The organism is Luteibacter sp. 329MFSha, from assembly GCF_900111665.1.
Lineage (GTDB): Bacteria > Pseudomonadota > Gammaproteobacteria > Xanthomonadales > Rhodanobacteraceae > Luteibacter.
Map to the genome: position 1 here is coordinate 1,257,198 of NZ_FOJE01000001.1, position 24,101 is coordinate 1,281,298.

Here is a 24,101-nt window from a genome sequence, read left to right on the forward strand (position 1 = left end):
GAGCGGCCCCGGCCGCTCCCACATGCTTCCTACATCCGCTCGGGCACGTCGATGCCGAGCAGCCAGAGCGACTTTTCCAGCACGCGCCTCACCAGGACGCACAACCCCAGTCGCGATGCCCGTACCTCGGCATCCGGCTCGGACAGCACGGCGCACTCCGCGTAGAACCGGCTGAAGCGCTGTGCCAGGTCGAACGCATGATCGGCCAGGATGCCCGGCTGGTACTGCCGGCACGCCGACACGACCGTGTCGCCGAAGGCAAGGCACGCCAGCACGACGGCGCGTTCGCTGGGTACCACCGGGTCGATCGGTCCGATGGCCGCGTCGCCCGCCTTGATCAGCAACGAGCGCAGGCGCACGCAGGCGTACTGCAGATAGGGACCCGTCCGCCCTTCGAACGCGACGAGCCGGTCCACGTCGAAGACGTAGCCTGAAAGCCGATCGCCGGAGAGATCGGCGAATTTCACGGCCCCGATCCCCACCCGTCTCGCGAGCACCGCGCGCGAACCCGCGTCGAGGTCCGCGCCGTGGCCCGTCTCCTTCATCCGGTCTTCCGCCCGCGCCACGGCTTCGTCGAGCAGGTCCGTCAGCCGTGCCACGCCGCCGGCGCGCGTCCTGTACGCCTTGCCGTCGGGGCCGTTCACGGTGCCGAATCCGGCATGCACGAGCTCGACGCCCGGCGCGATGCCGGCCTTCGCCGCCGCGCGGAACACCTGCGTGAAATGCAACGCCTGCCGCTGGTCGACCACGTAGACGACGCGCGCGACTCCCGGCATGTCCGCGCGCGCTTCGAGCGTCGCGAGATCGGTCGTCGCGTAGAGCGCCGCGCCGTCGCTCTTCGCCAGCAACAAGGGAGGCACGTCCGCCCCGTCGTCCGGGCTGGCGACATCGACCACGAGCGCGCCCTCGCTGCGCCGTGCGACGCCCTCGGCCTCGAGCCGGGCGACCAGCGGAGCGATCGCGTCGCGCACGTCGCTCTCGCCGTCGAGCGAATCGAAAACGACACCCAGTTGGTCGAAGTCGCGCAGCTGCGCAGCGAGGCTGAGCTCGCGCAACGCGCGCCACAACGCGAGCAGTCCGGGATCGCCCGCCTGTAGTGCCGCCGTGTCGGCCCGTGCTTCGGCCATGCGTTGGGGATCGGCCCGGCACGCCGCGGCCGCCTCCGGATAGAGCCGCTCCAGTTCCGCCAGCGTCACCGGCGGGTTCGCGGGAAAAGGCTCGGCATCGCTACGGAAATACGCCAGCTCCGGCGACCGCCGCCGGATCGCGGCGCTGAGCATGCCCATCTGCAGCCCCCAGTCGCCCAGGTGCGCGTCGCCGTGCGTGCGCCAGCCCAATGCGGCATGCATGCGGCGCAGGCTTTCACCCAGCACGAGCGAGCGCAGGTGTCCGACATGCAACGGCTTGGCGACGTTCGGGCCGCCGAAGTCGAGCACCACGAGGCGCCCCGCGCCGTCGTCCGGCACGCCCAGCGCGTCGTCTTCCACCATGGCGGCGGCGCATCCGGCGAGCGCGCGACGGGACAGTGTCAGGTTGACGAAGCCCGGTCCCGCGACGGCGACGTCCGCGAAGAGGTCGTCGGCGCGCAACGCGCTGGCGATGTCTTCCGCGATGGCGCGCGGTGGCCGACGCGCCTCACGCGCCGCCGCCAGCGCACCGTTGCATTGCAGATCGCCCAGCTCCGGGCGATCGGATGGCTGGGACCGGGCAAGGTGGACGGGAAGACCGAGGGCGTCGAACACGGCGGCGAGCCTGGTATCGACCAGGGACGCGAGGGAAACGGGCATGGATGGCTCCGGAAGGGATCACGATCGGGCGGATTTCCTTCGCGCGCGACCGCCCCCATGTCGTACGGGAGTCGGTGAGCGCGGAATCAGCGTCGTCGTCGGAGCATCGGTACGCAAGCCATGGCGGTTGTGTACATGACGAAAGCGGTCTTCGCAAGCCAGCCACGAATCCACCGTTATCCTCGTCCGGCGGGACTTACCGGAGATCCACCCATGAACACCGCTCCATCCGCCCACGGCCGGCACGCCGTCGTCATCGTCGGCGGCGGCGCGGCCGGCATCGAACTGGCGACCCGCCTGGGCCGGCGGCGCGACCTCGACGTCGTGCTCGTCGATCGCGACGCCAGCCACTTCTGGAAACCACGACTGCACGAACTCGCGGCGGGGCTGCTCGGCGACGGCGAGGAAGCCGTGCCCTACCTGGCGCATGCCCAAGCGCACGGCTACCGCTACGAGCCCGGCGCCCTGAAGCGCGTCGACACCGTCGAGCGGCGCATCGACCTCGATCAGGTCGTGCTGCCGATGACCGACGAGCTGATCCTTCCGCCGCGCTCGCTGCGCTACGACACGCTGGTGCTCGCCTTCGGCAGCCGTGTCAACGACTTCGGCACGCCCGGGGTGCTCCAGTACTGCGACATGCTCGACAGCCCCGCCCAGGCGATCGCCCTGCGTCGCAAGATCCTGGCGCTCGCGCTACGCAGTGCCGGCGATCCGGAGCGACGCATCCGCATCGGCATCGTCGGCGCGGGAGCCACGGGTGTCGAGCTCGCCGCCGAACTACACCACGCCTTCAACGACATGCATCGCTACGGCGGCCTCGATCCGGCGTCGAAGCTGGACATCACGCTTATGGACATGGCGAAACGCATCCTGCCCGCCGTCGATCCGCGAACATCGGAATCCGCGCACCGGGCCTTGGTCGGCATGGGTGTGAACGTGCGCGCGGGCGTCGGCGTGGACGCGGTCACCGCCAGCGCCTTCCACCTTTCCGACGGCAGCACCGTGCCGTGCGACATCCGCGTCTGGGCCGCGGGCGTCGTCGGCCACGACATGGTCGCCGGGCTGGGGCCGTTCACGCTGTCGAAGGATCGCCGCATCATCGTGACGCCGCAGCTGGCGGCGGTCGGCGTCGACCATGTCTATGCGATCGGCGACTGCGCCTTCGCCGCCGCGGCGCACGGCGGACCGAGCGTGCCGCCGACGGCGCAGGCGGCACACCAACAGGCCAGCTACCTCGCCCGTGCCCTGCCGCGCGCGCTGCGCGGCGAGACCGTGGAGCCGTTCGTGTACCACGCGAAAGGCACGCTGGTGTCGCTCGGTGAATTCCACGCGACGGGGGAACTGCCGTCGGTGCCCAAGGGCAAATCGCCGATCCCCATGCGTGGCTGGATCGCCAAGATGCTGTACGTGTCGCTCCAGTACATGCACCGCGCGACGCTGCACGGCTGGCCCCGCGCCACCGCGCTGTGGCTGGCCGACTGGCTGCGCAACACGACGCTACCGCCGGTGAAGCTGCACTGATTCGTCGATTTTTGTGGGAGCGGACCTGGCCGCGACAGCTTCTCGCGAAGAGCCGCAGGCCCTGTAGCGCACGGCCCCAAAGGCGTCGCGGCCAGGTCCGCTCCCACAAGCCGGCTGTCGCGGCCAGGTCCGCTCCCACAAGCCGGCTACAGCTCCCGCGCGATATCGTCGAGCAGCCGGTCGATGTCGTGGCGGGCGACCGGTCGTTCGACCAGCAACGCCTCGATCCGCCCGAGCGTTTCGACGACCGTCGTCGACCCCAGCACCAGCGCGGCGCCCTTCATGCGGTGCGCGAGGGCGATGGCGCGTTCCGGATCGGCCTTCGCGAGCGCGTCGCGCATCGCGGCAAGATCGTGCTCGCTTTCCTCGCGGAACGTGCGCTCGACCGGCGACATGCCCGGCGCGGACGCGAGCGCGGTCTTGAGCGCGGCCAGCGACAACGGTTTGCCGAGCACCGTGTCGATCCCGCTTTCGGCGCAGCGCCGCAGGTGCACCTCGCCGTCGTTCGCCGAGATCGCGATGAAATGCGTGAACGGCCCGTTCGCCGCGACCTCATGGGCCCGCAACTCGACCGCGATGTCGTAACCCTGCATGTCGGGCAACTCGCAGTCGAGCAAGACCCCCGCGAACCGGCCCGGCACGAACGTGTCGATCGCGGCCTGTCCGTGATCGACCGCGTGGGTGTCGAAGCCGAGGAACTTCAGCTGGGCGGCGATGATCTGCCGGTTGGCGGGATGATCCTCGACGAGGAGGACGGTGCCGCGCTCGGCTACCGCCGCATCGGGCGTCGCGTCCGCTTCGTCCTCCACCGGCGGCGCGACGGGCACGCGACTGGTGGGCAGCTCGATGCGCACCGCGGTGCCGACGTCGACATCGCTGTTCAGTTCGAGGCGTCCGCCGAGCTGCCGGGTGATCTCCGCGCAGATGCCCAGCCCCAGACCCGCACCGCCGAGCCGTGCGGAGTGCGCGCCGTGCGCCTGGGAGAACGGCTGGAACAGCTCCCTCTGGCGGTCCGCCGGCACGCCGATACCCGTGTCGAACACCTCGACGACGAGGTGACGAACCTCGTTACCGTCCTCCCCGGCGGTTTGCCACAACGCGATGCCGACGTGGCCGCGCACGGTGAATTTCACGGCGTTCGAGAGCAGATTCTCCAGCAGCTGGCGCAGGCGCGTCTCGTCCAGCATCAGCCACGGCAGCGGGCCCATGGGCAGGTCGAGCCGCACGTCGAGGCCTTTCTGCTCGATCGCCGTGCGCTGGCCCTCGATGACGTCGCGCGCGACGCCGACGGCGTCGCATGCCGTCAGGTCCGGCGTGAACCCCTGGTTCTCGGAGCGGCTGTAGTCCAGCGCGCTCTTGAGCAGGTTCTGCAGGCTGCGGCTGCTGGACTGGGCGATCGCCATGAGGTCGCGTTGCGGGCCCTCCATCGGCGTGCGCGAGAGCAGCTCGATCGACGAGGTGACCGCGTTGACGGCATTGCGCACCTCGTGGCTCATCACGGCGAGCAGCATGGTCTTCTGCCGTTCGCCCCGACGCGACGCGAGCTGCGCGCGACGCAGCTGCCAGAGCGCGAACACCATCGCCACGATCAGCGCGAATCCCAGGCCGAACTCCACGCGATACACCGACAGCACCTGGGAGAGCGTCGGCGCGCGCAGGTAGGCGGCCTGCAGCCAGCGCTCGATCACGGCGCGATTCTCGTCCGCGCTGATGCCCCGGACGCTGTCGTCGACGATCGCGAGCCACTCGGGCGCATCCTTGTGTACCGCGACGCGGACCGCCACCGGCATCTGGGGAATGTCGCCCGCGATGCGCAGGCTCAGCGCGTAGTCGCGACGCACGATCGGAAGATAGGCCACGTCGACGCCGATGCCCGCGTCGGCGATGCCGCTTTCCACCGCGGCCAGCACCTGGTGAAGATCGGCCAGCGGGAGGCGCGTGACGGCGGGATGCTCCCGGCGCAGCCACGACTCGTAGGCGCCGCCGCCAGTGAACGCCACCGTCCGCCCGTCCAGGGCCCGCATGTCGAGCGTGGCGGGCCCGACGGTACGCGCGATGATGACCGTGCGGCCCTGGTAGAACGGTTCCGACAGGAGCGCCTGGTCGCCAAGATCGGCCATGAGGAGGCGATCGTTCAACGACGGCAGCAGGTCGACCCGCCGCTCCCTGAAGGCGCGCACCGAGTCCTCCCATGAACGCGTCCGCACCGTCACGATCCGCAGGCCCGTATGCCTCGCCACGAGTTCGAGGTACTGGCTGACGAGCGGATTGGATTCGCCGCGATTGACTTCGGAACCCTGCTGCGCGTCGATGGCGATGCGCATGACGGGATGGGCGGCGAGCCACGCCTTGCGCGCGGCATCGTCGGACGCGGCGGCGACGGCGCAGCCGACGCAGGCCATCCAGGCCAGCAACCCGACGAACAGGCGTTTCACGGCGATCCGGCATCCAGCGCGAGGACGTAGTCGCGTAGCAGAAACAGCTCGTTGTCCGAGGTGATGCGCAACTTCCGGTAGGCGCACGACTTCTGCGTGCTGATCGTCTTCAGGCTGCGCCCCGTTCGCGCCGCGATCTGCCCGACGGTGAGCCCCTCGAGCAACTGGCGGATCACGTCCCGTTCGCGCGGCGAAAGCGGCACCAGGTCCTTCGGCGCCGATCCTTCCACCGCCTCGCGCACCGGCACGAACTCGCGTCCGGTCATCACGGCATCGATCGCGCGGATGACGTCGTCGGGATCCTGGCTCTTGGCCACGAACCCGTCCGCCCCGGCAAGGCGCATGTTGTGCACCACCAGTTCCTGGGCATGGGCGGACACGACGAGGATCTTCATCCTCGGGTAGGACGCACGGAGCAGGTTGATGAGGGCGATCCCATCGATGTCGTCCATGGCGAGCGAGTAATCGATCAGCGCGACATCCACCGGCATCGCGGCCAGCATGGCGCGAAATGGCCGGCTGCTCGTATGGCTGCCGACGATCACGATCGAGGGCGTTTTCTCAAGGTGTGCGATCAGCCCCTTCAGGACGAGCGCGTGGTCGTCCAGCAAGGCCACGCGCACCGAGCCTATGTAGGATCGCGCGGACATGAGTGGACCATAGAACCATTGTATGTAGTCGAAAGCCCGGCCTCCGGCCGGTGCGGGATGAAACATATATCGGCGCGGACCCCTTGTAAACGTTCTCATGATGCGCCGTTCATGCTCTCGCGCATGCCCGATATCGGCCATTTGTCCACCTCCGTAAGCCATACAGGCAAGGCCCGGGCGCGTTGCTACGCTTTCTTCGGCCCCCTCCACAGGGGTTTTCGCCACGCACCCAAGGGGTAGGACGGGGGATGGACACTGAAAGCCGCAGGGCAGCCACCGGCCAGGCCGGCGTGGCGGAGCCCGTTGTGAACGCCCGCTCCTGGACCGCACCCGGCGGCTTCGTCGCACCGGCCCTCGACACGGTGCGCATCGGCATCGTCGGCCTGGGATACGTCGGGCTGCCCCTGGCCGTCGAGTTCGGCAAGCGCTACGCGACGGTCGGCTTCGACATCCGCAACGAACGCGTCGCGGAACTGAACGACGGAGTGGACGCCACGCTCGAGGTCGACGCCGGCGAGCTCGCCGCGGCCGGTCGTTTGAGGTTTTCCTCCATTCTCGACGATCTGGCGGCCTGCGACGTCTACATCGTCACAGTGCCCACTCCCATCGACGACGCGCGCCGCCCCGATCTCACACCGCTGGTCCGGGCGAGCGAAACCCTGGGCAAGATTCTCAAGCCGGGCAACGTCGTCATCTACGAATCGACCGTCTACCCGGGCTGCACCGAAGAGGTCTGCGTGCCGATCCTGGAGCGCGAATCGGGCCTCGTCTTCAACCGCGACTTCTTCGCCGGCTACAGCCCCGAACGCATCAATCCCGGCGACAAGACGCATCGCGTCACGGGCATCCTCAAGGTGACCTCGGGCTCCACGCCGGAGGTCGCGGACTTCGTCGACGCGCTCTACCGCTCGGTGATCACCGCCGGCACGCATCGTGCGAGCTCGCTGAAGGTGGCCGAGGCCGCCAAGGTCATCGAGAACACGCAGCGCGACCTCAACATCGCGCTCGTCAACGATCTCGCGATCCTCTTCAACAAGCTCGGCATCGACACCCTCGAGGTCCTTGAGGCGGCCGGCACGAAGTGGAATTTCCTGCCCTTCCGCCCGGGTCTCGTCGGCGGTCACTGCATCAGCGTCGATCCGTATTACCTGACCCACAAGGCGCAGCAGGTCGGCCACCATCCGGACGTGATCCTCGCCGGACGCCGCACCAACGACGGCATGGGGCCGTACATCGCCAGCGAACTGGTCAGGCTGATGGTCCGCAAGGGCATCAACCCCGTCGGCGCGCGCGTGCTCGTGCTGGGCCTCGCGTTCAAGGAAAACTGCCCCGACCTGCGCAACACCCGCGTCGTCGACATCGTCGGCGCGCTGGGCGGCTATGGCGTGGCGGTGGATGTCCACGACCCATGGGTCCGTCGCGCCGAGGCGCGGCACGAGTACGACATCGATCCGGTCGCCGAACCGGCGCACGGCACCTACGACGCGGTGGTGGTCGCCGTGGGCCACCGCGAATTCGTGGCGCTCGGCGCTGACGGCATCCGTGCCTTCGGCAAGCCGCTCTCCGTGGTCTACGACGTCAAGTACGTGCTGCCGCGCGACGCGGTGGACGGTCGCCTCTGACGCCATGGCCTCCCCATGAAGATCCTGGTCACGGGTACCGCCGGCTTCATCGGATTCCACGTCGCGACGCGGCTGCTGGAGCGCGGCGACACCGTGATCGGGCTCGACAACCTTTCCGACTACTACGACGTCGCGCTGAAGAAGGCCCGGCTCGCGCACTTCGACGGCCACCCCGATTACACGCACGTGCACGCCGATCTCGCGGATCGCGAGGCGATGGACGCCCTCTTCGCCACGCACCGCCCTGAGCGCGTGGTGCATCTCGCCGCGCAGGCGGGCGTGCGTTACGCGGCGAAGAACCCGCACGTCTACGTATCGAGCAATGTCACCGGTTTCCTGCACGTGCTCGAGGGCTGCCGCCGCCACGGCGTCGAGCATCTCGTATTCGCCTCCACCAGCTCGGTCTACGGCGCCAACACCCACCTGCCCTTCTCCGAACATCAGCCGACCGAGCATCCGCTGACGCTGTACGCCGCCACGAAGAAGGCGAACGAGCAGATGGCGCATTCGTACGCGCACCTGTACGGCCTCCCCTGCACCGGCCTTCGGTTCTTCACGGTGTACGGGCCATGGGGCCGTCCCGACATGGCGCTGTTCCTGTTCACGCGCGCGATCCTCGCCGACGAGCCGATCCCCGTGTTCAATCACGGCCGGCACAGGCGCAGCTTCACCTACGTCGACGACATCGTCGAAGGCGTCGTCCGCACGCTCGACGGCCTGCCGCGCGCCAACGATCACTGGTCCGGCACCCGGCCCGATCCGGGCAGCAGCGGCGTCGCCCCCTACCGGATCTTCAACATCGGCAACGAGACGCCGGTCCCGTTGCTGCGTTACATCGAAGTCCTCGAAAAACGGCTCGGCCGCAGCGCACGACTGGACATGTTGCCACTGCAGCCCGGGGACGTACCCGACACCGAGGCGAACGTCTCCGCCCTCGTCCAGGCCACCGGCTACGCGCCGAAAGTGGATGTGGACGAGGGCGTGGGCCGGTTCGTCGACTGGTATCGCGGGTATTACGGCGCCTGACGCCAAGAACAAGAAAAGAACGATGCCCATGAACTTCGCCGCCGCAGCTTGCCCGGGAGACGCACCGTGATCATCGACTATTTCGACCGGTCGGTTCCCGACGACCTGCAGGCCGACCTGTGCATCATCGGCGCCGGGCCGGCGGGCATCGCGATCGCGCGCGCCTTCCTGGGCACGGCGACCCGCGTGTGCCTGATCGAAGGTGGCGGTCTCGCGGGCGAGGATCGCAGCCAGTCGCTGTACGAAGGCGACTGGACGGGCGACGCGCCGTTCGACGCCGGAACCTCCCGGATGCGCGTCTTCGGCGGCAGCTGCACGCTGTGGGGCGGCGGCTGCATCCCGCTCGCCGACAGCGACATGGCGCCCCGCGAGTGGGTGCCGGACAGCGGCTGGCCGATCCGCTACGACGACCTGGCGCCCTGGTACGCGCGCGCGCGGGACTTCTGCCGGATCGACCCGTCGCACGGATTCGGCCCCGGCGCGTTCGACGGCCCGCTGCCGCGACGGCCGCTCGACCTCGATCCCGACGCGCTCGTGAACTTCGTCTTCGCGCGCAGCCCGATCACCTTCGGCGACGCGTATCGCGAGGACATGCGCAGGGCACCCAACATCTCCCTGCTCCTGCATGCGAACGTGATGGAGCTGGAATCCACCGCCGACGCCAGCCGCGTCACCGGGGCACGGATCGGCACGCTCGACGGTCGACGCGGACGCGTCTTCGCACGGCATTACGTGCTGGCCGCCGGCGGCATCGAGAACGCCCGCATCCTGCTGCTCTCCGACAGTGTGGCTCCCGACGGCCTCGGCAACGACCGTGACCTGGTCGGCCGCTACTTCATGGACCACCCCAGCGGAACGATCGGCACGATTCGCGCGGACGACCCCGATCGGGTTACGCGGCCGTACGAGCGGACCATCGGCAAGGTTCGCGCGCCGTTCGCGCCGGAGATCGGACTTTCGCTGAAGGCACAGCGCGATCACCGCAGCCTCAATGCGCGCGTGCACCCGTTCGCCGTCGAAGGCCAGGTACCCCGCGGCATCCGCGCGCTGCGCGACGTACGCGCCGCGCTGCGTCCACCGACCCGCGACGAGGCGGCGCTGCTCGAGGCACGCCTTTGCGCCGCGCTGCAGAACGGCCCCGGCGGAACCGCCGCCGTGCAGCAGAACCTCGCGATCAGCACCGTGCGCCTGGGTCTGCACATCGGCGACGTCGTGCGCGCCGTCGCGCAGAAGGTCGCCGACCGTCCGACGGTACGCAGCGACCGCGTCGAGCTGGTGGGCTTCTTCGAGCAGGCGCCCCAGCGCGACAGCCGGGTCACGCTCGGCGACGAACGCGACGCGCTGGGTCAACGTCGCGTGCGCGTCGACTGGCGTCTCAACGAGCTCGACCGCCACACCTGGCACACGACGACGCTGCTCACGGGCGCGCGACTCGCGGCCGCCTGCAACGGACACTTCGAACCGGAACCGTGGACCCAAGGCGCGGCGCCGCCCGGCGTGCATGGCACCGCGCACCACATGGGCACCACGCGCATGGCCGACGATCCCTCGCGCGGCGTGGTCGACGCGCAGTGCAAGGTGCACGGCGTGGCGAACCTGCACATCGCGGGAAGCTCGACGTTCCCGACCGGCGGCTGGGCCTTCCCGACCTTCACCATCGTGGCGCTCAGCCTGCGCCTCGCCGACCACCTGCGCGTGTTGCTGACCGCATGCGAACACAGCGGGCTGGCGTGATCGCCCGGCCATTCGGACTAGCCGGGCGACGACCGTAAGTGGAATCGACACGTGGCGCCACGCTACCTAGCCTTGAAACACGAGCATGCAGGGGATGCATGTCATGAGGAATGACCGATGATCCGCCTGTTCCGACAGCCGATCGTGCGCTGGCTGACCCTGCTGGGCACGTGCGAGCTGCTCCTGCTCGCCGCATCCCTGAACGCCGCGACCTGGATCCGCTTCGCCCCCTCGCCGGAGGATCTCGCGGCATCGACGCATACCGTCACCGCCCGGGCCACGATGTTCGCGGTCGTCATCTTCCTGTGCATGGCGGCACTCGGCGAGTACCGCTCCACCCTGCGCATGAGCTGGCGCGGCCAGCTCGCCCGCCATGCCATCGCCTTCGCCCTCGGCGGCCTGGCGCTGGTCGTCGGCTACTACGTCATACCGCAGGCCTATGTCGGCCGTGGCGTCCTTGGCATGGCGCTGATCATCGCTTTCATCGCGACCGCGGGTTTCCGCGCCCTGTTCATGCGCCTGGTGGAGATGGAGTCGCTGAAGCGGCGCGTGCTGGTCCTTGGTGCCGGGCAGCGCGCCGCCCAGATCCATACGCGGATGCGCCGCCGCTCGGATCGCCGCGGCTTCTGTCTGCTGGGTTACGTGCAGGGACCGAACGAAAAGGTGGCGATTCCGGAAGCGCTCCTCGTCAAGTCCGGCTCGACGCTCGCCGAGCTCGCCCGCCGCGAACGGCTCGACGAGATCGTCGTCGGCGTCGACGACCGCCGCGGCAGCCTGCCCATGGACGATCTGCTCGCGTGCCGCCAGCTCGGCGTGCAGATCACCGATCTCACCACGTTCGTCGAACGCGAGGCGGGACGTGTCCAGCTCACCATGCTCGACCCGTCCTGGCTGGTCTTCTCCGGCGGCTTCAACGCGACGCCGGTCGCGCTCTTCGTCAAGCGCGCCTTCGACATCGGCGCCGCATCGCTGATCGCCCTGCTCTGCTGGCCGATCATGCTCGGCGTGATGCTCGCGATCCGGATCGAATCAGGGCACGGGCAGCCGATCCTCTACCGGCAGGAGCGCGTCGGCGAGCACGGCCGCACGTTCTGGCTGTACAAGTTCCGCAGCATGCGCACCGACGCGGAGATGGACGGCGTCGCACGCTGGGCATCGAGCAACGACGACCGCATCACGCGTGTGGGCCGCATCTGCCGCAAGCTGCGTTTCGACGAGTTGCCGCAGCTGTGGAACGTGATCCGCGGCGACATGAGCATCGTCGGCCCGCGCCCTGAGCGTCCGCAGTTCGTTTCGGACCTGGAGACGAAGATCCGGTTCTACAACCTGCGCCACAGCATCAAACCGGGCCTCGCCGGCTGGGCGCAGCTGAGCTACCCCTATGGCGCATCGGAAGAGGACGCCGCCGAGAAGCTCAAATACGACCTCTTCTACGTGAAGAACCATAACCTGTTCCTCGACGTGGTCATCCTCATCGAGACGGTGGAGGTGGTGCTGTTCGGACGCGGCGCACGGTAAGCGCCGCGGTCATGACGTCAGGGGCGCGGCCGGGAGGAGCCGACGCGCAGCGCCCGAAGAGGTGAGCTATGCCAGTCCACGACGGTATCGCCTTCGAAGCGCACCCAGGAGGGACCGTACTCCCAACGATCGGTCCCGCGGCGCGTGGGCTCGCCTTCGATCGCGAGCACCTCGTCGGGCGACATCCCGAGCGCGAGCGTGCCTGTGGGCACGGCGTCGGCACGCGTCGCGACGGGCGATCCCGGATCCTCGCCCGGATCGGACTCCGGTCCGTCCGGCCACGTCGACCAGACGACGGCACCGATGCCGAGCAGCACCGCGCCGAACCACCAGCGCGGCGCGACGCGGCGCGCGCGGGCCGGCGCCTCCGCGCCGCTCGCCACGGAAGCCACCGGGTCGATGCGCGGCATCGCGGCCGGCTCGGCCGAGACGGTTTCAGCGACCGGAGCTTGCGCGACGACCGGCGCACCGGGTAACCGGCCGTGCCTGCGATAGAAGTCCATCGCCGCCCCGTATTGCGCCGTGAGACGCTGCAGACGCGCGGCCGCGATCGCGTCGGCGCGCGTTCCGCGGCGGCGATCGGGATGCCACAGCGCGACGTTCCGCCTATACGCCTGCTTGAACTCGTCCAGCGAGCAGCCAGGCTCCAGCCGCAGCTTGCCGTAGAGATCGAGAAAGTCGGTTTCGTGTGCCACCGGATGGCTCCCCTGGGGCGGCGTGAGTGACGGATCCTCTTACTCGCGTCCCGCGCCACCAAGCGTGGCGCAGGCCCATCGCACTGACAAGTACAACTTTTGGAGAATCGCCATGCCCGCACGGCTCCCGTGCCTCGCGGTCGCGCTCGCCCTCTTGCTCGCCCAACCGCGCGCGGCGATGAGCGCCGACAGCTCGTCATCCGCGCCGTCGCTCGGCGCCCATGCGTTTCTCGGCCAGGGCGAAGGCCTTGGCGTCAGCCCCGCGCGCACGCCCGCGCTGACGACCCGGCAGGCCGGCAGCGTGTTCATCGCCTTCAACGCGGGCTACGCGAGCAACGACGCACGGCCCGCCGATACGTACGGGAACACGTGGAAGCGCCTCGGCCATGCCATGACCTACGCCGGCTACGGCGACCGCTTCAGCGTCAGCGCGTGGATCACGAACGGTGGCAAGGGTGGCGAGGGACACAGCGTCTCGATCGAAAAGCGCGGCGAACCGGCAGGTGAACTTTCCATGCCGTTCGTCGAAGTGCGCGACGCGACGCGTGTGCGCGCGTTCGCGCAATCGTACGCCGAGCCGTCGCTGATCGTCGCGAGCGACGAGATCACGGTGGACGGTCCCGCGACGCTGCTGGCTTTCTGGTGGGGCGACGGCGGTGTGAAGCGAATGACCGTGACGCCAGGCGACGGCTTCCAGCTCATCGACGCCTTCGTCGAACTGCCTGACGAAAGCGGCGTGCAGGGCGCGGTCGCGTGGCGCCAGGTGGAAGCGGCCGGCACCTATCGCGTGCACTGGACGGCCGCCCCCGTGCAGGGCGCCGCGTTGTGGATCATCGCATTCCGTTGATCGGCCGTCCGGTTCCGGACACCTGTCGAGGCGTGCATCCGCGCGCGATGCCAGCGCTGACGCCATTCCTATGGACGTGCGGACATAATTCCATCGAAACGGCGTGATCCGGCGTCCGAAAACGGACATCGACGCCTACAACCACCGGCATATTTTCCCAGCGAAGTCAGGCGACTAGGCTCAAACCTCGACATCGGGAGCCGCGGACGGGAAAGGCAGGAAGCCCGCCAGCAGGATGGCCTCGAGGAGCAGGACGCGCAAAAGGAATGGACCGCAGCGCGCAGGGATGCGCGAGGAAGGATCCAAGGATGCGCAGCAAACGGAACGCGCACGACGCGCGATCCGTCCGCGGCTACGATGTCGACTCGCGAGCGGCCGGTTTCCGGCGCCACGGCGGCATCGTTTCGTGCCGCCGTGGTTCTTCTTGCCGGAATGTCAGAACGTCACGCGGACGCCGAGGTTGCCGGACCAGCCGCGCATGCCGTAGCTGCCGACGAAATGCTGGTACGTGCCCTGCCCGTAGACCTGCACGTGGTCGGTGAGCTGGCTCACCGCGCCGGCCGCTACACGCCAGAGATCGCCGCTGCGACCGCTACCGAACGCATCCGTCGTTCCCGAGGGACTTCCAGACACCCGTGTCGACCTCGCTCCGCCGCCGGTGCGCATCACGTCGACGCTCGCATAGGGAGCGAAACGGCCGCCCGGCATGCGTGCGACCCGTGCACCGAGGCGCACCCGGGTCTGCTTCGACCGGCCGGGTGTCACGTCCAGCCCGTCGGCATCCGTGAAGGTATGGAATGCCAGCGACTGGTGATGCGCCTGCATGCGTGGTTCGAACGACCAGTCGCCGCCCACCGCGACGGGCATGCCGGCTTCGATCGACATCGACCATGCGTTCGCACGCAGGCGCGCGACGTCCGCTCCGCGCCATGCGGTGCCGATGTCACCGCTGTATCGTCTGGCGCCTACGACGCCATCCACCCAGAAACCGCTTTCGTGTCGCCAGGTCGTCCAGGCGGACACGCCGCTGGCGCGAAACTCCGCCGAGCTGTCGCCGTCGGGTGCCTTCGGCGTGACACGCGTGCGCCCGCGCTCCGCGGCCCATCCCGCGCGCAGCGAACCGGCGTCACCATCCACCGCGACGATGCTTCCCCCCAACTGCAGGGCGTCGAGTCGCTGTGCGAAGTCATAACCGTAACGCCGGAAGGAAAGGTTCGACGTGTAACGCAGCTGGCTCCCGACGAGCCGCGCGAACACGTCGCCGCCCAAGGGACGGTCGGGCGCGCCGTCGCGCAGGTCGCCAAGCCGCTCGTGCAGACCGTCCGCCATCGCATCGCCGTAAGTCAGCAGGGCCGTCGGCGCCGACAGGTACGACGCGAGCTGCGGCACGACGGCGGGGCGGCTGCCGGGGCCCGGCCCGGGGCCGGGCGTCACCGGCGGCTCCACGGGATCCACGGGCGGCTCGACGGGACCGACCGGCGGATCGACCGGTGGTTCCACCGGCTCGCATCCGTCCTCGCAGACGTCGCGACTGGCCAGCCGGTAATCCCAGCCGAGGACACCCCCGGGAAGCTCGCTCTGCGACGCGTCCGCGACGCCGGGTCCGAACGCGTGCAACGTGTACTGCCACGGACCCATCGCCACGTAACCGCCGCGCAGCACGAAACGATCCGCCGTCGAGCGACCTCCCACCTGCACCAGCGAGATGCCTTCGCCCGCGTCCGGCAGACCGTTGCCGTTCGTGTCGGTCGGGGCGCCCGCGCCGCGGCCCGTGACGACGAGTTTGGTGGTGCCCGTCGTCGTGACATCGCCCTCGATAAGCAGGCGATCCGTGGTCCGACCCGACGAGGCGCCACCGGCAGCCAGGGCGACGTTCAAAGCGACCGCACCTCCCGTACCGGTGAGGTCGCCTCGCACGACTAGCCGTCCGGGCGCATCGGCACGGTCGAAACGTATCGTGCCGCGCTCGAGCGTGAGCGTGCTCACGGTCGAATCGCCAGTCACACGCCACAACGCATCGGAGACGCCAACCGCGATGTCGCCGCGCACGGCACCCGTCAGCGTGCCTTCGTCTTTCAGATCGAGCGTCCCCCGCGCGCCCGCGCTGGCGACGATATCCCCCGCGATGTCACTGCCCGAGACCAGCACGGCGGCGGACGCTCCGGCATCGAGGCCGATCGCCACGCCGTTTCCCGACCGTAGCGTGGCGCCGTTACGCAGCTCGATCGATGTCCGCGTCGCCCATGACGGGTCGAGCGTGGTGACCTGTATGGCGCTATCCGTGCGGCCTTCGACGGACGAGCCATCCACGACGAGCTTGAGGTCGCCCGTGACCAGGCCCGCGGTGATCGCCGCGGCCACCGAGACGCCGTGGGCATCCCCGGTGACCGAGCTGTTCTCTCGCAGCGTCGCCGTTCCCCCATGGATGGCGAGGCCGACGGAGCCCGCGTCGGTACCCGTGACATCGCTGTCCGATACCTCGAGAATCGAATTCGCATAGAGCGTCGCCCCTGCGCTGCTCCCGCGAATCTCGCTGCGGTTGCGGACGATCGCCGACGCCCGTGCGTTGTCGCCAGGCGCACCGGCATGCGCGGACAGGGTGAGCCCCGCGAGATCGCCGCTCACGCGCGCGGCGTCGAAGGTCCCCATCGCGCCATTGGCGAGTCTCACGCCGTAGGGAATGATCGATCCCCGTCCCGTCCCCTCGCTGGTACGCATCAGCAACGTGCCGTTGGAGACGTCGACGAAGCCTATCCGACTTCCGCCGATGACCTCGAGGTGGCCGGTGGAAGCCACCGTCCATTTCTCGCCACCGGCGTCCCGGCCGTCGACGACGACGCTCTGCCCGGGTGCGACGTCCCCCGCGAAGGCGGGAGAGAGGGGCCAGCAGGTCGCGGAGATCGCGATGGACAACCTGAGCGGGCGGAGATGCGTGTTCGAGCGATGGCGCATGGACTGCTTGCCTTGAAACGGGGGCGCGGAAACACACCGCCGGCCGTCACGGCCGGCGGTGTTTCTTGAGGGGTGGATCGACGAGGGCGGTCAGAACGTGACGCGGACGCCGAGGTTGCCGGACCAGCCGCGCATGCCATAGCTGCCGACGAAGTGCTGGTATGTGCCCTGCCCGTAGACCTGCACGTGGTCGGTAAGCTGGCTCACCGCGCCCGCGGCGAATCGGTACGCGTTGCCGACGCGACCCGAGCCGAAGCGCTCGGCGACGTTCCATTCGGCGTTCGACACGTCGGCCGCCGGATCGCCGTTGCTGGTGTGCGTGAGGTCGAGGCTCGCATAAGGCATGAGCTTCACGTTCGTCGTCCGCGCCACCTGCGCTCCGATGCGCGCGCTGGTCTGCTTCGCCGTGCCGAGCCGGACGAGCAGCCCGTCGACGTCGGTGAAGTTGCGGAAGTTCAGCTGCTGGTGCTTCAGCTGGAACCGTGGCTCGACGGTCCAGTCGCCACCCATCGCGAGCGGCATGCCCGCTTCCACCGACATCGTCCACCCGTTCGCGCGGATGCGGCCCACGTCGGCACCGCGTGCGTCCGTGCCGACATCGCCGCGGAAACGCGTGGAGCCGACCACGCCATCGACCCACAACCCGCTGCCGTGCTGCCACGTGATCCAGGCCGACATCCCGTTCGCGCGATACTTCGCCGAACTGTCGCCGTCCACCGCCTTCGGCGTGACGCGCGTCGTTCCATGATCCGCGGCCCAACCCGCGCGCAACGATCCGTTGTCGCCGTCGAGCGCGATGACGCTACCACCCAGCTGGAGCGCATTCACCTGCTGATCGAAGTCGTAGCCGAAACGCGTGAACGACAGATTCGACGTGTACCGGAGCTGGCCGCCCAGATAGCGTGCGAAGACCTCGCCCCCCACGGGATCGCTGGAGGTGCCTGAACGCAACTCGCCCAGGCGTTGGTGCAGACCGTCGTTGAGCATGTCGCCGTAGGTGAGCAGTGCCGCGGGCGCCGACAGGTACGACGCCAGCTGCGGGACGACCTCCAGGCGCTCGCCCTCCCCCGGGCCGGGATCGACCGGCGGTTCCACCGGCGGGTCGACCGGGGGAACGCCTGGGTCGACGGGTGGATCGATCGGTGGCTCGACCGGATCGCAGTCGTGCTCGCAGACGTAGCTGTTGCCCAGACGGTAGTCCCACGCGAGCGGTACGCCGTTTGCGAGCGCGTTCTGCGCCTGGTCGACCTGTCCCGGCCCGAACGCGTGAAGCGTGTACTTGAACGCGCCCGCCGCCACGTAGTCGCCCTGCAGTGCAAATGCATCGGCGCGCGACGTGCCGGCGACCTGCACGAGCGAGATGCCTTCGTTGGGCTCGACGATACCGTTCCGGTTCGTGTCGGTGAGGCCGCCGTTGCCGCTGCCGGCGACGACCAGTCTCGTCGGACCGGACGTCGTGACGTCGCCCTCGATGAGAAGACGATCGCTGATCTGCTCGGCCAGCGCACCGCCCTGGTTGAGGACGGTATTCAGGGCCACGGCCCCGCCCGAGCCGCCGAAATCGCCACGAATGGTGAGCGTGTGGCGGCTGGTGTCCCCCGTCGGGGCGAAAGCGACGGTGGCGCCGGAGAGATCGAGGGAGGCGATCTCGGATGGCGCGTTCATCTGCCACGTCGCGTCACTCGTCAACGTCGCGGCGATGGTGCCATTCATCGCTCCGTCGAGACGCGACATATCGTTCAGGGCGACGTTCAGCGCGCCGGTACCCGTCGTCACGATATCGCCCACGACGGTACTCCGCGACACCGTTATATCCCCGAACGAATTCTCGCCTGCGACGATCGCTGTGCCATTGCCCTTCAACGTGCTGCCATTGCGAATGACGACGACATTGGCATCGTTGACCGACGCGTTGCGCGACTCGATCATGATGCCGGGACCATCGACACCTTCGACCGTCGACCTGTCTATCGTGACGTTACGCCCCACATCGCCGGCCGAGATCCGTTCGTCCTTTCGCAGCAGCAACCCGGCGTACTGCCCCGTGATGCTCGAACCATTGGTCACGTCGAGCCCTCCATTGAACACGCCAGCCCCGATTCCCGTTAACAAGGGCGGCGTATCGAAGACCCCCGATGCGGTCACCGTCGTCTCGTCCAGCACGAGGTGACCGGCAGCGCTGACGCTCACGCCATAGGTGAGACCCTGGATGCTACTGCGCGTGACGCTGACCGTGGCACCCGGCGCATTCGGCGCGTTCGACGTGTTCGCAATCACCAACGCACGACTCGCCTGGCTGACAACGGTGGCGCCGACGATCGTCGCTACGGTCGATTCACCCAGAAAGAGCGCGATGTCCGTTGCTTCGACCCGCGCACCCTGGCGAATGTCGACGTCGCCGAAATAGCTCTCGATCCCGTTCGCACGCGCGTTGTCGAGCAACGTCAGGCCAGTGCGGTTGGTCGCCGCGCCTTGCAGGAACCAGGCGTCGGGGGTATCCGTGGCGGCGACGGTCGCCGACTCACCGGGGTTCAGGACCGTCAGGGCGAAAGCCTGAGATGTCACGAACGTCGATGCAAGGGCAAGGTACAGACGCGCGCGCCTCGCGTCTGAGCGCGATGTGTTCATCGGTAGTTTCCTTTTGATGGATGAGCGGTGGGGACGTCATCGCGGGAGCCCGCGCCGTGCACGCGAGGAGCCGGAACCGGCACGCATGCCGTGTACCGCGGCGGCGGGTGCGGGATGATGAAGCGCATGGCCGGCCTCCGGCTATAGGACAAGTCCTAAAGATGCAGGCCGATTATGCGGGCGGCCGCCCGTTTTCTGGCCCCGCGAGCCGACGTTGCCTGGCGGAAGTGCCGGCTCTGATGCCTCACGAATGCGCGACCGTCCGGTATCGGACATGCGAACTGTCCGATACCGGACAGCGCACCCTACGACCTAGGAACTATTGCTCGCGAGTACGGACCGGCCTAGCCTCTCGATAGCCGCACGCCTCAGCGCGCGCAGGCGACGCCGGCAGGATCGCCGGCCTCCTACCAAACGCATCGACGGAGACGATCATGGAGCGATCATCGGACGACAGCCGGACCTTCCTGCCGGTACGTGTCACCCACCACCGCGCTTACCATCAGGCCCGGGCGGGCGTCGGCCCGTCCGACAACGGCGTCACTTCGGCGATCGATGCCACGGCTTTCGTCGCTCCACTCCCGGCGCCCGCTATTCAGGATCTTCTCGACGGAAGGCGTAAGGATGACGATCTGGATGTTACCGTTACCTACAGCCGCGCTGTTGTCTCCCCAGGCGATAGGCTCCAGCTCTGCGTCGACGCCGATGACAACCTCGTCGGTACGCCCTTCGACGTGACCGATTCCAACGCCACGACGGCCGTACTCAAGTTACCGGCCGCCGCGCGTCCGGAGAAAGAGCACCACGTGTACTGCAAGACCTCGTATCTCAGTACTGGATCGGGCGTCGACTTCGGACCTCGTACTCGCTTCTATGTCGACACACAGCCCCCCGCCCATGAGTCGCATCTCGCAGCGCCGGAATTCACTCCCGAAGTCATGGCGAACGGGATTCTGCCCGGCAGCCTCACGCAGGATCCGGGGGGTAACTACCTCAAGGCCACGATCGGTAGCTACTCCGATATCGATCTCGCGACGGATACGGTCACTGCCTATATCAACGATAAGAGTGACACCGCCGTTATCGGGACCATGGTCGGCGATTCGATCGAGATTCATATCGACGAGACTTTCATAGCCGATCAGGGTGACGGCGACCATAGCTTCTCTTACACGGTCACCGATCGGGCCTATAACGACTCCACCAGGTCCAAGGCCCAGACACTAACGATCCTGCTCAACGCAGCGTTCGATCCGGTCGCCCCCAAGGTACCGGCATTCGACGACGACGCCACCGACAAGTTGATCGACGAAGCCGACGCGCGTGCCGAAGGTGGCCTCCAGGTCGTCATTCCCGCCGACACGAAACTAAAGAAAGACGACACCATCACGCTGCTGTGGGGCGGGGCTCGGTCGGTCCCGGTCGACGTGGCCGACCCGGCGGCGGACATTTCGATAGGCGTCAGCTACGGCACCGTGCTCGATAGTTGGAACACGACGGCGAACGGCGCCGACCTGAACGTGGATGTCAACGTTGCGTACGAAGTAAGTCGTAACGGCAAGCGCATCGGCACCTCGCCGAATCACCAGGTAACCATCAATCTCTACCAGGCCGCGGGAGTGGATCCGTATCCGGAGACCCCGTGGAACGAGAACCTCACGGCTCCATCCCTGAAGAGCGCAAGCGGCGCGGATAACACGATCCCGCTGGAAGACTTCGGCGAAGCAGCGGGTGTCACCGTGCCATGGTTCGACCAGGGCGGCACGACGACCTATTTCCAGGCCGGCGACGTTCTCATCGTGGAGTATGCCAAAGTCGATCTCGCGCCTCGCACCATCGACACAGACGACGTGACGGCCGCGGCCGATCTGGCGATCGAACTGCCCGCGACGAACATCACGGACGCGGGTTCCGGTGACAAGCCCCTTGCGTACCGCATTCGTCGGACGCTCAGTGGCGGCGCCGTGAACGACTCGCTGTCGCCACCTCAGGTCATCACCGTCACCGGCACCGACGAATTGCCCGGTGGCAACACCGGATTGCCGGCACTCGAAATTCCGGAAGCCGTCGGTAACGACGGCAGTGATGCAGACCGTCTGATCATTACCCGAAAGTCGGCGGGAAATGGGGTACATGTGAAGATTCCCCCCTACGAAAACCAAGCGGTAACGGACGTCGTAACGGTCGACTTTGCCTATAAGATGTTGTTCATCGATGAAGTGACCGACCATACGGCCGACGTCGTTGCCGCGCCCCCTGAGACCGACAGACCGTGGTCCTTCGTGAAGAGGCGAGACCAGATCTCGGATAACGCCGAGCTCGTCATCGATCTCACCAAGGAAGAGGTCGTCGGAAAGCTGGAGGGGTTCCGGCCCAGGATGCATGCGCACATCACATACACCGTGGAGAATGAACACGGCACAGCCGAGCGGACGACCGCATTCGTCACGGATATCGATCCGCGCGGCACCGATTAGCTTATGAGCATCGGTCGGCGGCCCGGACCCCGGGCCGCCCGCATCCACGCCACGAGTTGCTGCCATGACCCTACCCACGGAACCCGCCCGCTCGGCTCGGGTGCTCTCTGAACGCCTGCGTTTTCAGAACGAAGACGACGTGCTGGCGCGGCTGCCGCCGGGTGTTCCTAAGGACTTCCGTCTGAAGGAGGCCGTGAAGAGCGACGTACTGACGGTCCTGCTATCGACCCGCGTCGCCGATCTTCATCCGAAGGATACGATTCAGCTGATGCTTGGAAACACGCCGGTGGGCCCGCTGCTCCACCCAGTCGCGGGCGCGGCCGACTTCGCATTCACCCTCACGCCGGATCAGCGCCCCCCCGACGTGACGCAAAGCTTCAACTATCGCGTCACCTACGAATCGTCGGGCTCGCCAACGACGGAAGACGGCCCCCCCGATCAGTCGTTCATCACCGACCTCACGCCGCCTGGGGGTAGCGGGACCATCGCCCGGCCCACCTTCGCTCCGGATGTCATCGAGGACGGTGTCACACCGGAAAAATTGCAATCGGGGCCGGATGGGGAGTTCTTGCCCTGCGTCATCGAGCCATTCAACGACCAGGCCGCGGGCGACTATGTCTGGCTGTACGTCGACCACGAGAAGATCGACGGCCTGCCGCCCGTGGAAGTCAAGGCGGGCGAGGAACGCGATCCTGTCGACTTCCCCATTCCGAAGGCTGTCCTCGAAGCCATCGAGGCGACGACCGTCGCGGACGAAGCGCATGCGTTCGCTTACCGGCTCGAGGATCGCGCGGGCAATATATCGGACGAATCGGATTCCGAATACCTTCTTCTGTTGCTGACGCAGCAGATCGGCGACCTGCTGCCGCCCAGAGTCCCGGCTGCGGCGGACGGGCTCGTCACCGACGGTGACGCGCATGCGAATGGCGGTGTGGAAGTCATCATCCCCGGTCACCGGAAGATCAAGGCGGGCGACTTCGTCCTGTTGCGGTGGGGTGTTCGCGACATCGGTCCGTTTACCGTCGACGCTTCGCAGGTGGGGCAAGACCCGCTGATGACGCTGACGGTCCCGTACACCGATGTGTACGACGACTGGAATGCCATCGCCTCGGACACCGACCTGGACGTCCCTGTCGTCGTGACCTATCGCGTGTCGCGCAACGGCAACCCGATCGGCGAGCCGAAGGAGACGACGGAAGCGCCCGTCAATCTCTACATTCCCGGAGGCAAGGATCCCGACCCCACCCCCGAGCACGAAGGTCTCAAGAAGCCCGTCGTTCGTTCGACTCAAGGCGGCAAGGACAACATCATTCCCGCCGATGCGATCAACAGCGATGCGATCGCCACGATCCCCGGCATGAGGGCCACCGATCCTGCGCTCCCCGCCTTCGCCGCCGGCGACGAAGTGCAGCTCTACTGGAACGGTGCTCCTGTCGACGAGGCCTTCGTCGTGTCGACACCGGGCGAGGATGTCTTGAGGACGATACCCGGCCCCACGCTCGCAGGCACCGGGCCGGGAAAGTGGACCGCGCATTACACCGTGTTGCGGAAGCTTGCCACGGAACCCTTCGAGAACACGGCGCGGTCGCCGGCCGCGGACGTCACCATCGCCGATCCCTCCGAGCTCCCCGGCGGCGGCGACCTTCTGCCATATGCGGTTTTCCGCGAAGGCTTGGTGAACGATCTCGGTCATCTCGTCCTGACCGAACGAGGCGCCGATGGAACCATCGTGCGCATCTATGCGTATCGAAACATGGCGGCGGGCGACACGATAACGGTCACCTGGCTGCCGAACGGTACACCAACGGGGCATCCGAGTTTCGACCTGGAGCCCGTCGTGCTGCCCCCCTATGAAGTGAAGGACACGGATCTCGTTCCAAAGGACGACTACGTGGAAGGAGACCCGGTACGGCCACCCGTTCCCGAACTGAAGGTCTTCGTCGACTTCGACATTTCGGCCGAAAAGATATGGAGCATCGTCTCGCAGGAAGGCATACCAGGGTACGGCTCGGCCCGGGTCGTCTATACCGTGCAGAACGCGAGCGGCACAGGTAAGTCGGATACGAATCCATCCACGAATCCCGTCCTCTCGATCGACATGAGGAACGTGCAGGAAACGCAACCGGAGTCACTCGTCATGGAAGACAACCGCACCCAGCCCTCCACCGCCCCCAGGGCCCAGCCGGCCCCGCCCTACATCGCCAGCACC

14 protein-coding genes are annotated in these 24,101 nt (G+C 67.7%); 8 read left to right on the top strand and 6 right to left on the bottom strand.

Going from position 1 to position 24,101, the window contains the following annotated elements:
- Positions 1 to 29: 29 nt before the first annotated feature.
- Positions 30 to 1,787 (bottom strand): arginine--tRNA ligase, encoded by a 1,758-nt coding sequence (gene argS, locus BMW54_RS05550; RefSeq protein ID WP_090053626.1) that lies wholly within the window; start codon positions 1,785 to 1,787, stop codon positions 30 to 32.
- A gap of 213 nt (positions 1,788 to 2,000) precedes the next feature.
- Here argS and BMW54_RS05555 point away from each other — a divergent pair, with 213 nt between their 5' ends.
- Positions 2,001 to 3,308: an NAD(P)/FAD-dependent oxidoreductase gene (locus BMW54_RS05555; RefSeq protein WP_090053627.1), complete on the top strand. Its 1,308-nt coding sequence runs from the start codon at positions 2,001 to 2,003 to the stop codon at positions 3,306 to 3,308.
- A gap of 146 nt (positions 3,309 to 3,454) precedes the next feature.
- Here BMW54_RS05555 and BMW54_RS05560 read toward each other — a convergent pair whose 3' ends face one another.
- Together BMW54_RS05560 and BMW54_RS05565 are read right to left on the bottom strand one after the other, a co-directional pair.
- Positions 3,455 to 5,743, bottom strand: a complete 2,289-nt coding sequence (locus BMW54_RS05560; protein ID WP_090053628.1) for an ATP-binding protein — start codon at positions 5,741 to 5,743, stop codon at positions 3,455 to 3,457.
- Complete coding sequence (locus tag BMW54_RS05565; protein WP_217642616.1) at positions 5,740 to 6,393, bottom strand: response regulator; 654 nt, start codon at positions 6,391 to 6,393, stop codon at positions 5,740 to 5,742. Before BMW54_RS05565 ends, BMW54_RS05560 begins: the two co-directional genes overlap by 4 nt.
- A gap of 305 nt (positions 6,394 to 6,698) precedes the next feature.
- Between BMW54_RS05565 and tviB the strand changes: the two genes are divergently transcribed.
- From tviB to BMW54_RS05585, 4 genes are all read left to right on the top strand, one after another.
- The gene (gene tviB / locus BMW54_RS05570) at positions 6,699 to 8,015 is read left to right on the top strand and encodes a Vi polysaccharide biosynthesis UDP-N-acetylglucosamine C-6 dehydrogenase TviB (RefSeq protein WP_254779093.1); all 1,317 of its coding nucleotides are present in this window, start codon (positions 6,699 to 6,701) and stop codon (positions 8,013 to 8,015) included.
- Between the two features lie 15 nt (positions 8,016 to 8,030).
- Positions 8,031 to 9,041, top strand: a complete 1,011-nt coding sequence (locus tag BMW54_RS05575) for an NAD-dependent epimerase (RefSeq protein ID WP_090053631.1) — start codon at positions 8,031 to 8,033, stop codon at positions 9,039 to 9,041.
- Between the two features lie 66 nt (positions 9,042 to 9,107).
- Positions 9,108 to 10,775 carry a GMC oxidoreductase gene (locus BMW54_RS05580; RefSeq protein WP_090053633.1) on the top strand — a complete coding sequence of 556 codons (1,668 nt, stop codon included), beginning with the start codon at positions 9,108 to 9,110 and terminating at the stop codon, positions 10,773 to 10,775.
- Positions 10,776 to 10,892: 117 nt separating this feature from the next.
- A complete protein-coding gene (locus tag BMW54_RS05585; RefSeq protein ID WP_090053634.1) occupies positions 10,893 to 12,293 on the top strand; it encodes a TIGR03013 family XrtA/PEP-CTERM system glycosyltransferase in 1,401 nt (466 codons plus the stop codon).
- Between the two features lie 17 nt (positions 12,294 to 12,310).
- On the opposite strand, the gene BMW54_RS05590 is transcribed toward BMW54_RS05585, so the two are convergent.
- Entirely contained in the window at positions 12,311 to 12,988 is a 678-nt protein-coding gene (locus tag BMW54_RS05590) for a J domain-containing protein (protein WP_090053636.1), read from the bottom strand.
- A gap of 112 nt (positions 12,989 to 13,100) precedes the next feature.
- On the opposite strand from BMW54_RS05590, the gene BMW54_RS05595 reads away from it, so the two are divergent.
- A complete protein-coding gene (locus BMW54_RS05595; RefSeq protein ID WP_090053638.1) occupies positions 13,101 to 13,835 on the top strand; it encodes a hypothetical protein in 735 nt (244 codons plus the stop codon).
- A 435-nt stretch (positions 13,836 to 14,270) separates the two neighbouring features.
- Here the strand turns inward: BMW54_RS05595 and BMW54_RS05600 are convergent, their stop codons facing one another.
- Positions 14,271 to 16,787: an autotransporter family protein gene (locus BMW54_RS05600; protein ID WP_090053639.1), complete on the bottom strand. Its 2,517-nt coding sequence runs from the start codon at positions 16,785 to 16,787 to the stop codon at positions 14,271 to 14,273.
- A gap of 90 nt (positions 16,788 to 16,877) precedes the next feature.
- A complete protein-coding gene (locus BMW54_RS05605; protein WP_175472776.1) occupies positions 16,878 to 19,352 on the bottom strand; it encodes an autotransporter family protein in 2,475 nt (824 codons plus the stop codon).
- Between the two features lie 497 nt (positions 19,353 to 19,849).
- On the opposite strand from BMW54_RS05605, the gene BMW54_RS05610 reads away from it, so the two are divergent.
- Both BMW54_RS05610 and BMW54_RS18750 read left to right on the top strand, forming a co-directional pair.
- Positions 19,850 to 21,892 carry a hypothetical protein gene (locus BMW54_RS05610; protein WP_139206046.1) on the top strand — a complete coding sequence of 681 codons (2,043 nt, stop codon included), beginning with the start codon at positions 19,850 to 19,852 and terminating at the stop codon, positions 21,890 to 21,892.
- A gap of 64 nt (positions 21,893 to 21,956) precedes the next feature.
- On the top strand, positions 21,957 to 24,101 hold a 2,145-nt coding region (locus BMW54_RS18750; RefSeq protein WP_175472777.1), incomplete at its 3' end, for a hypothetical protein.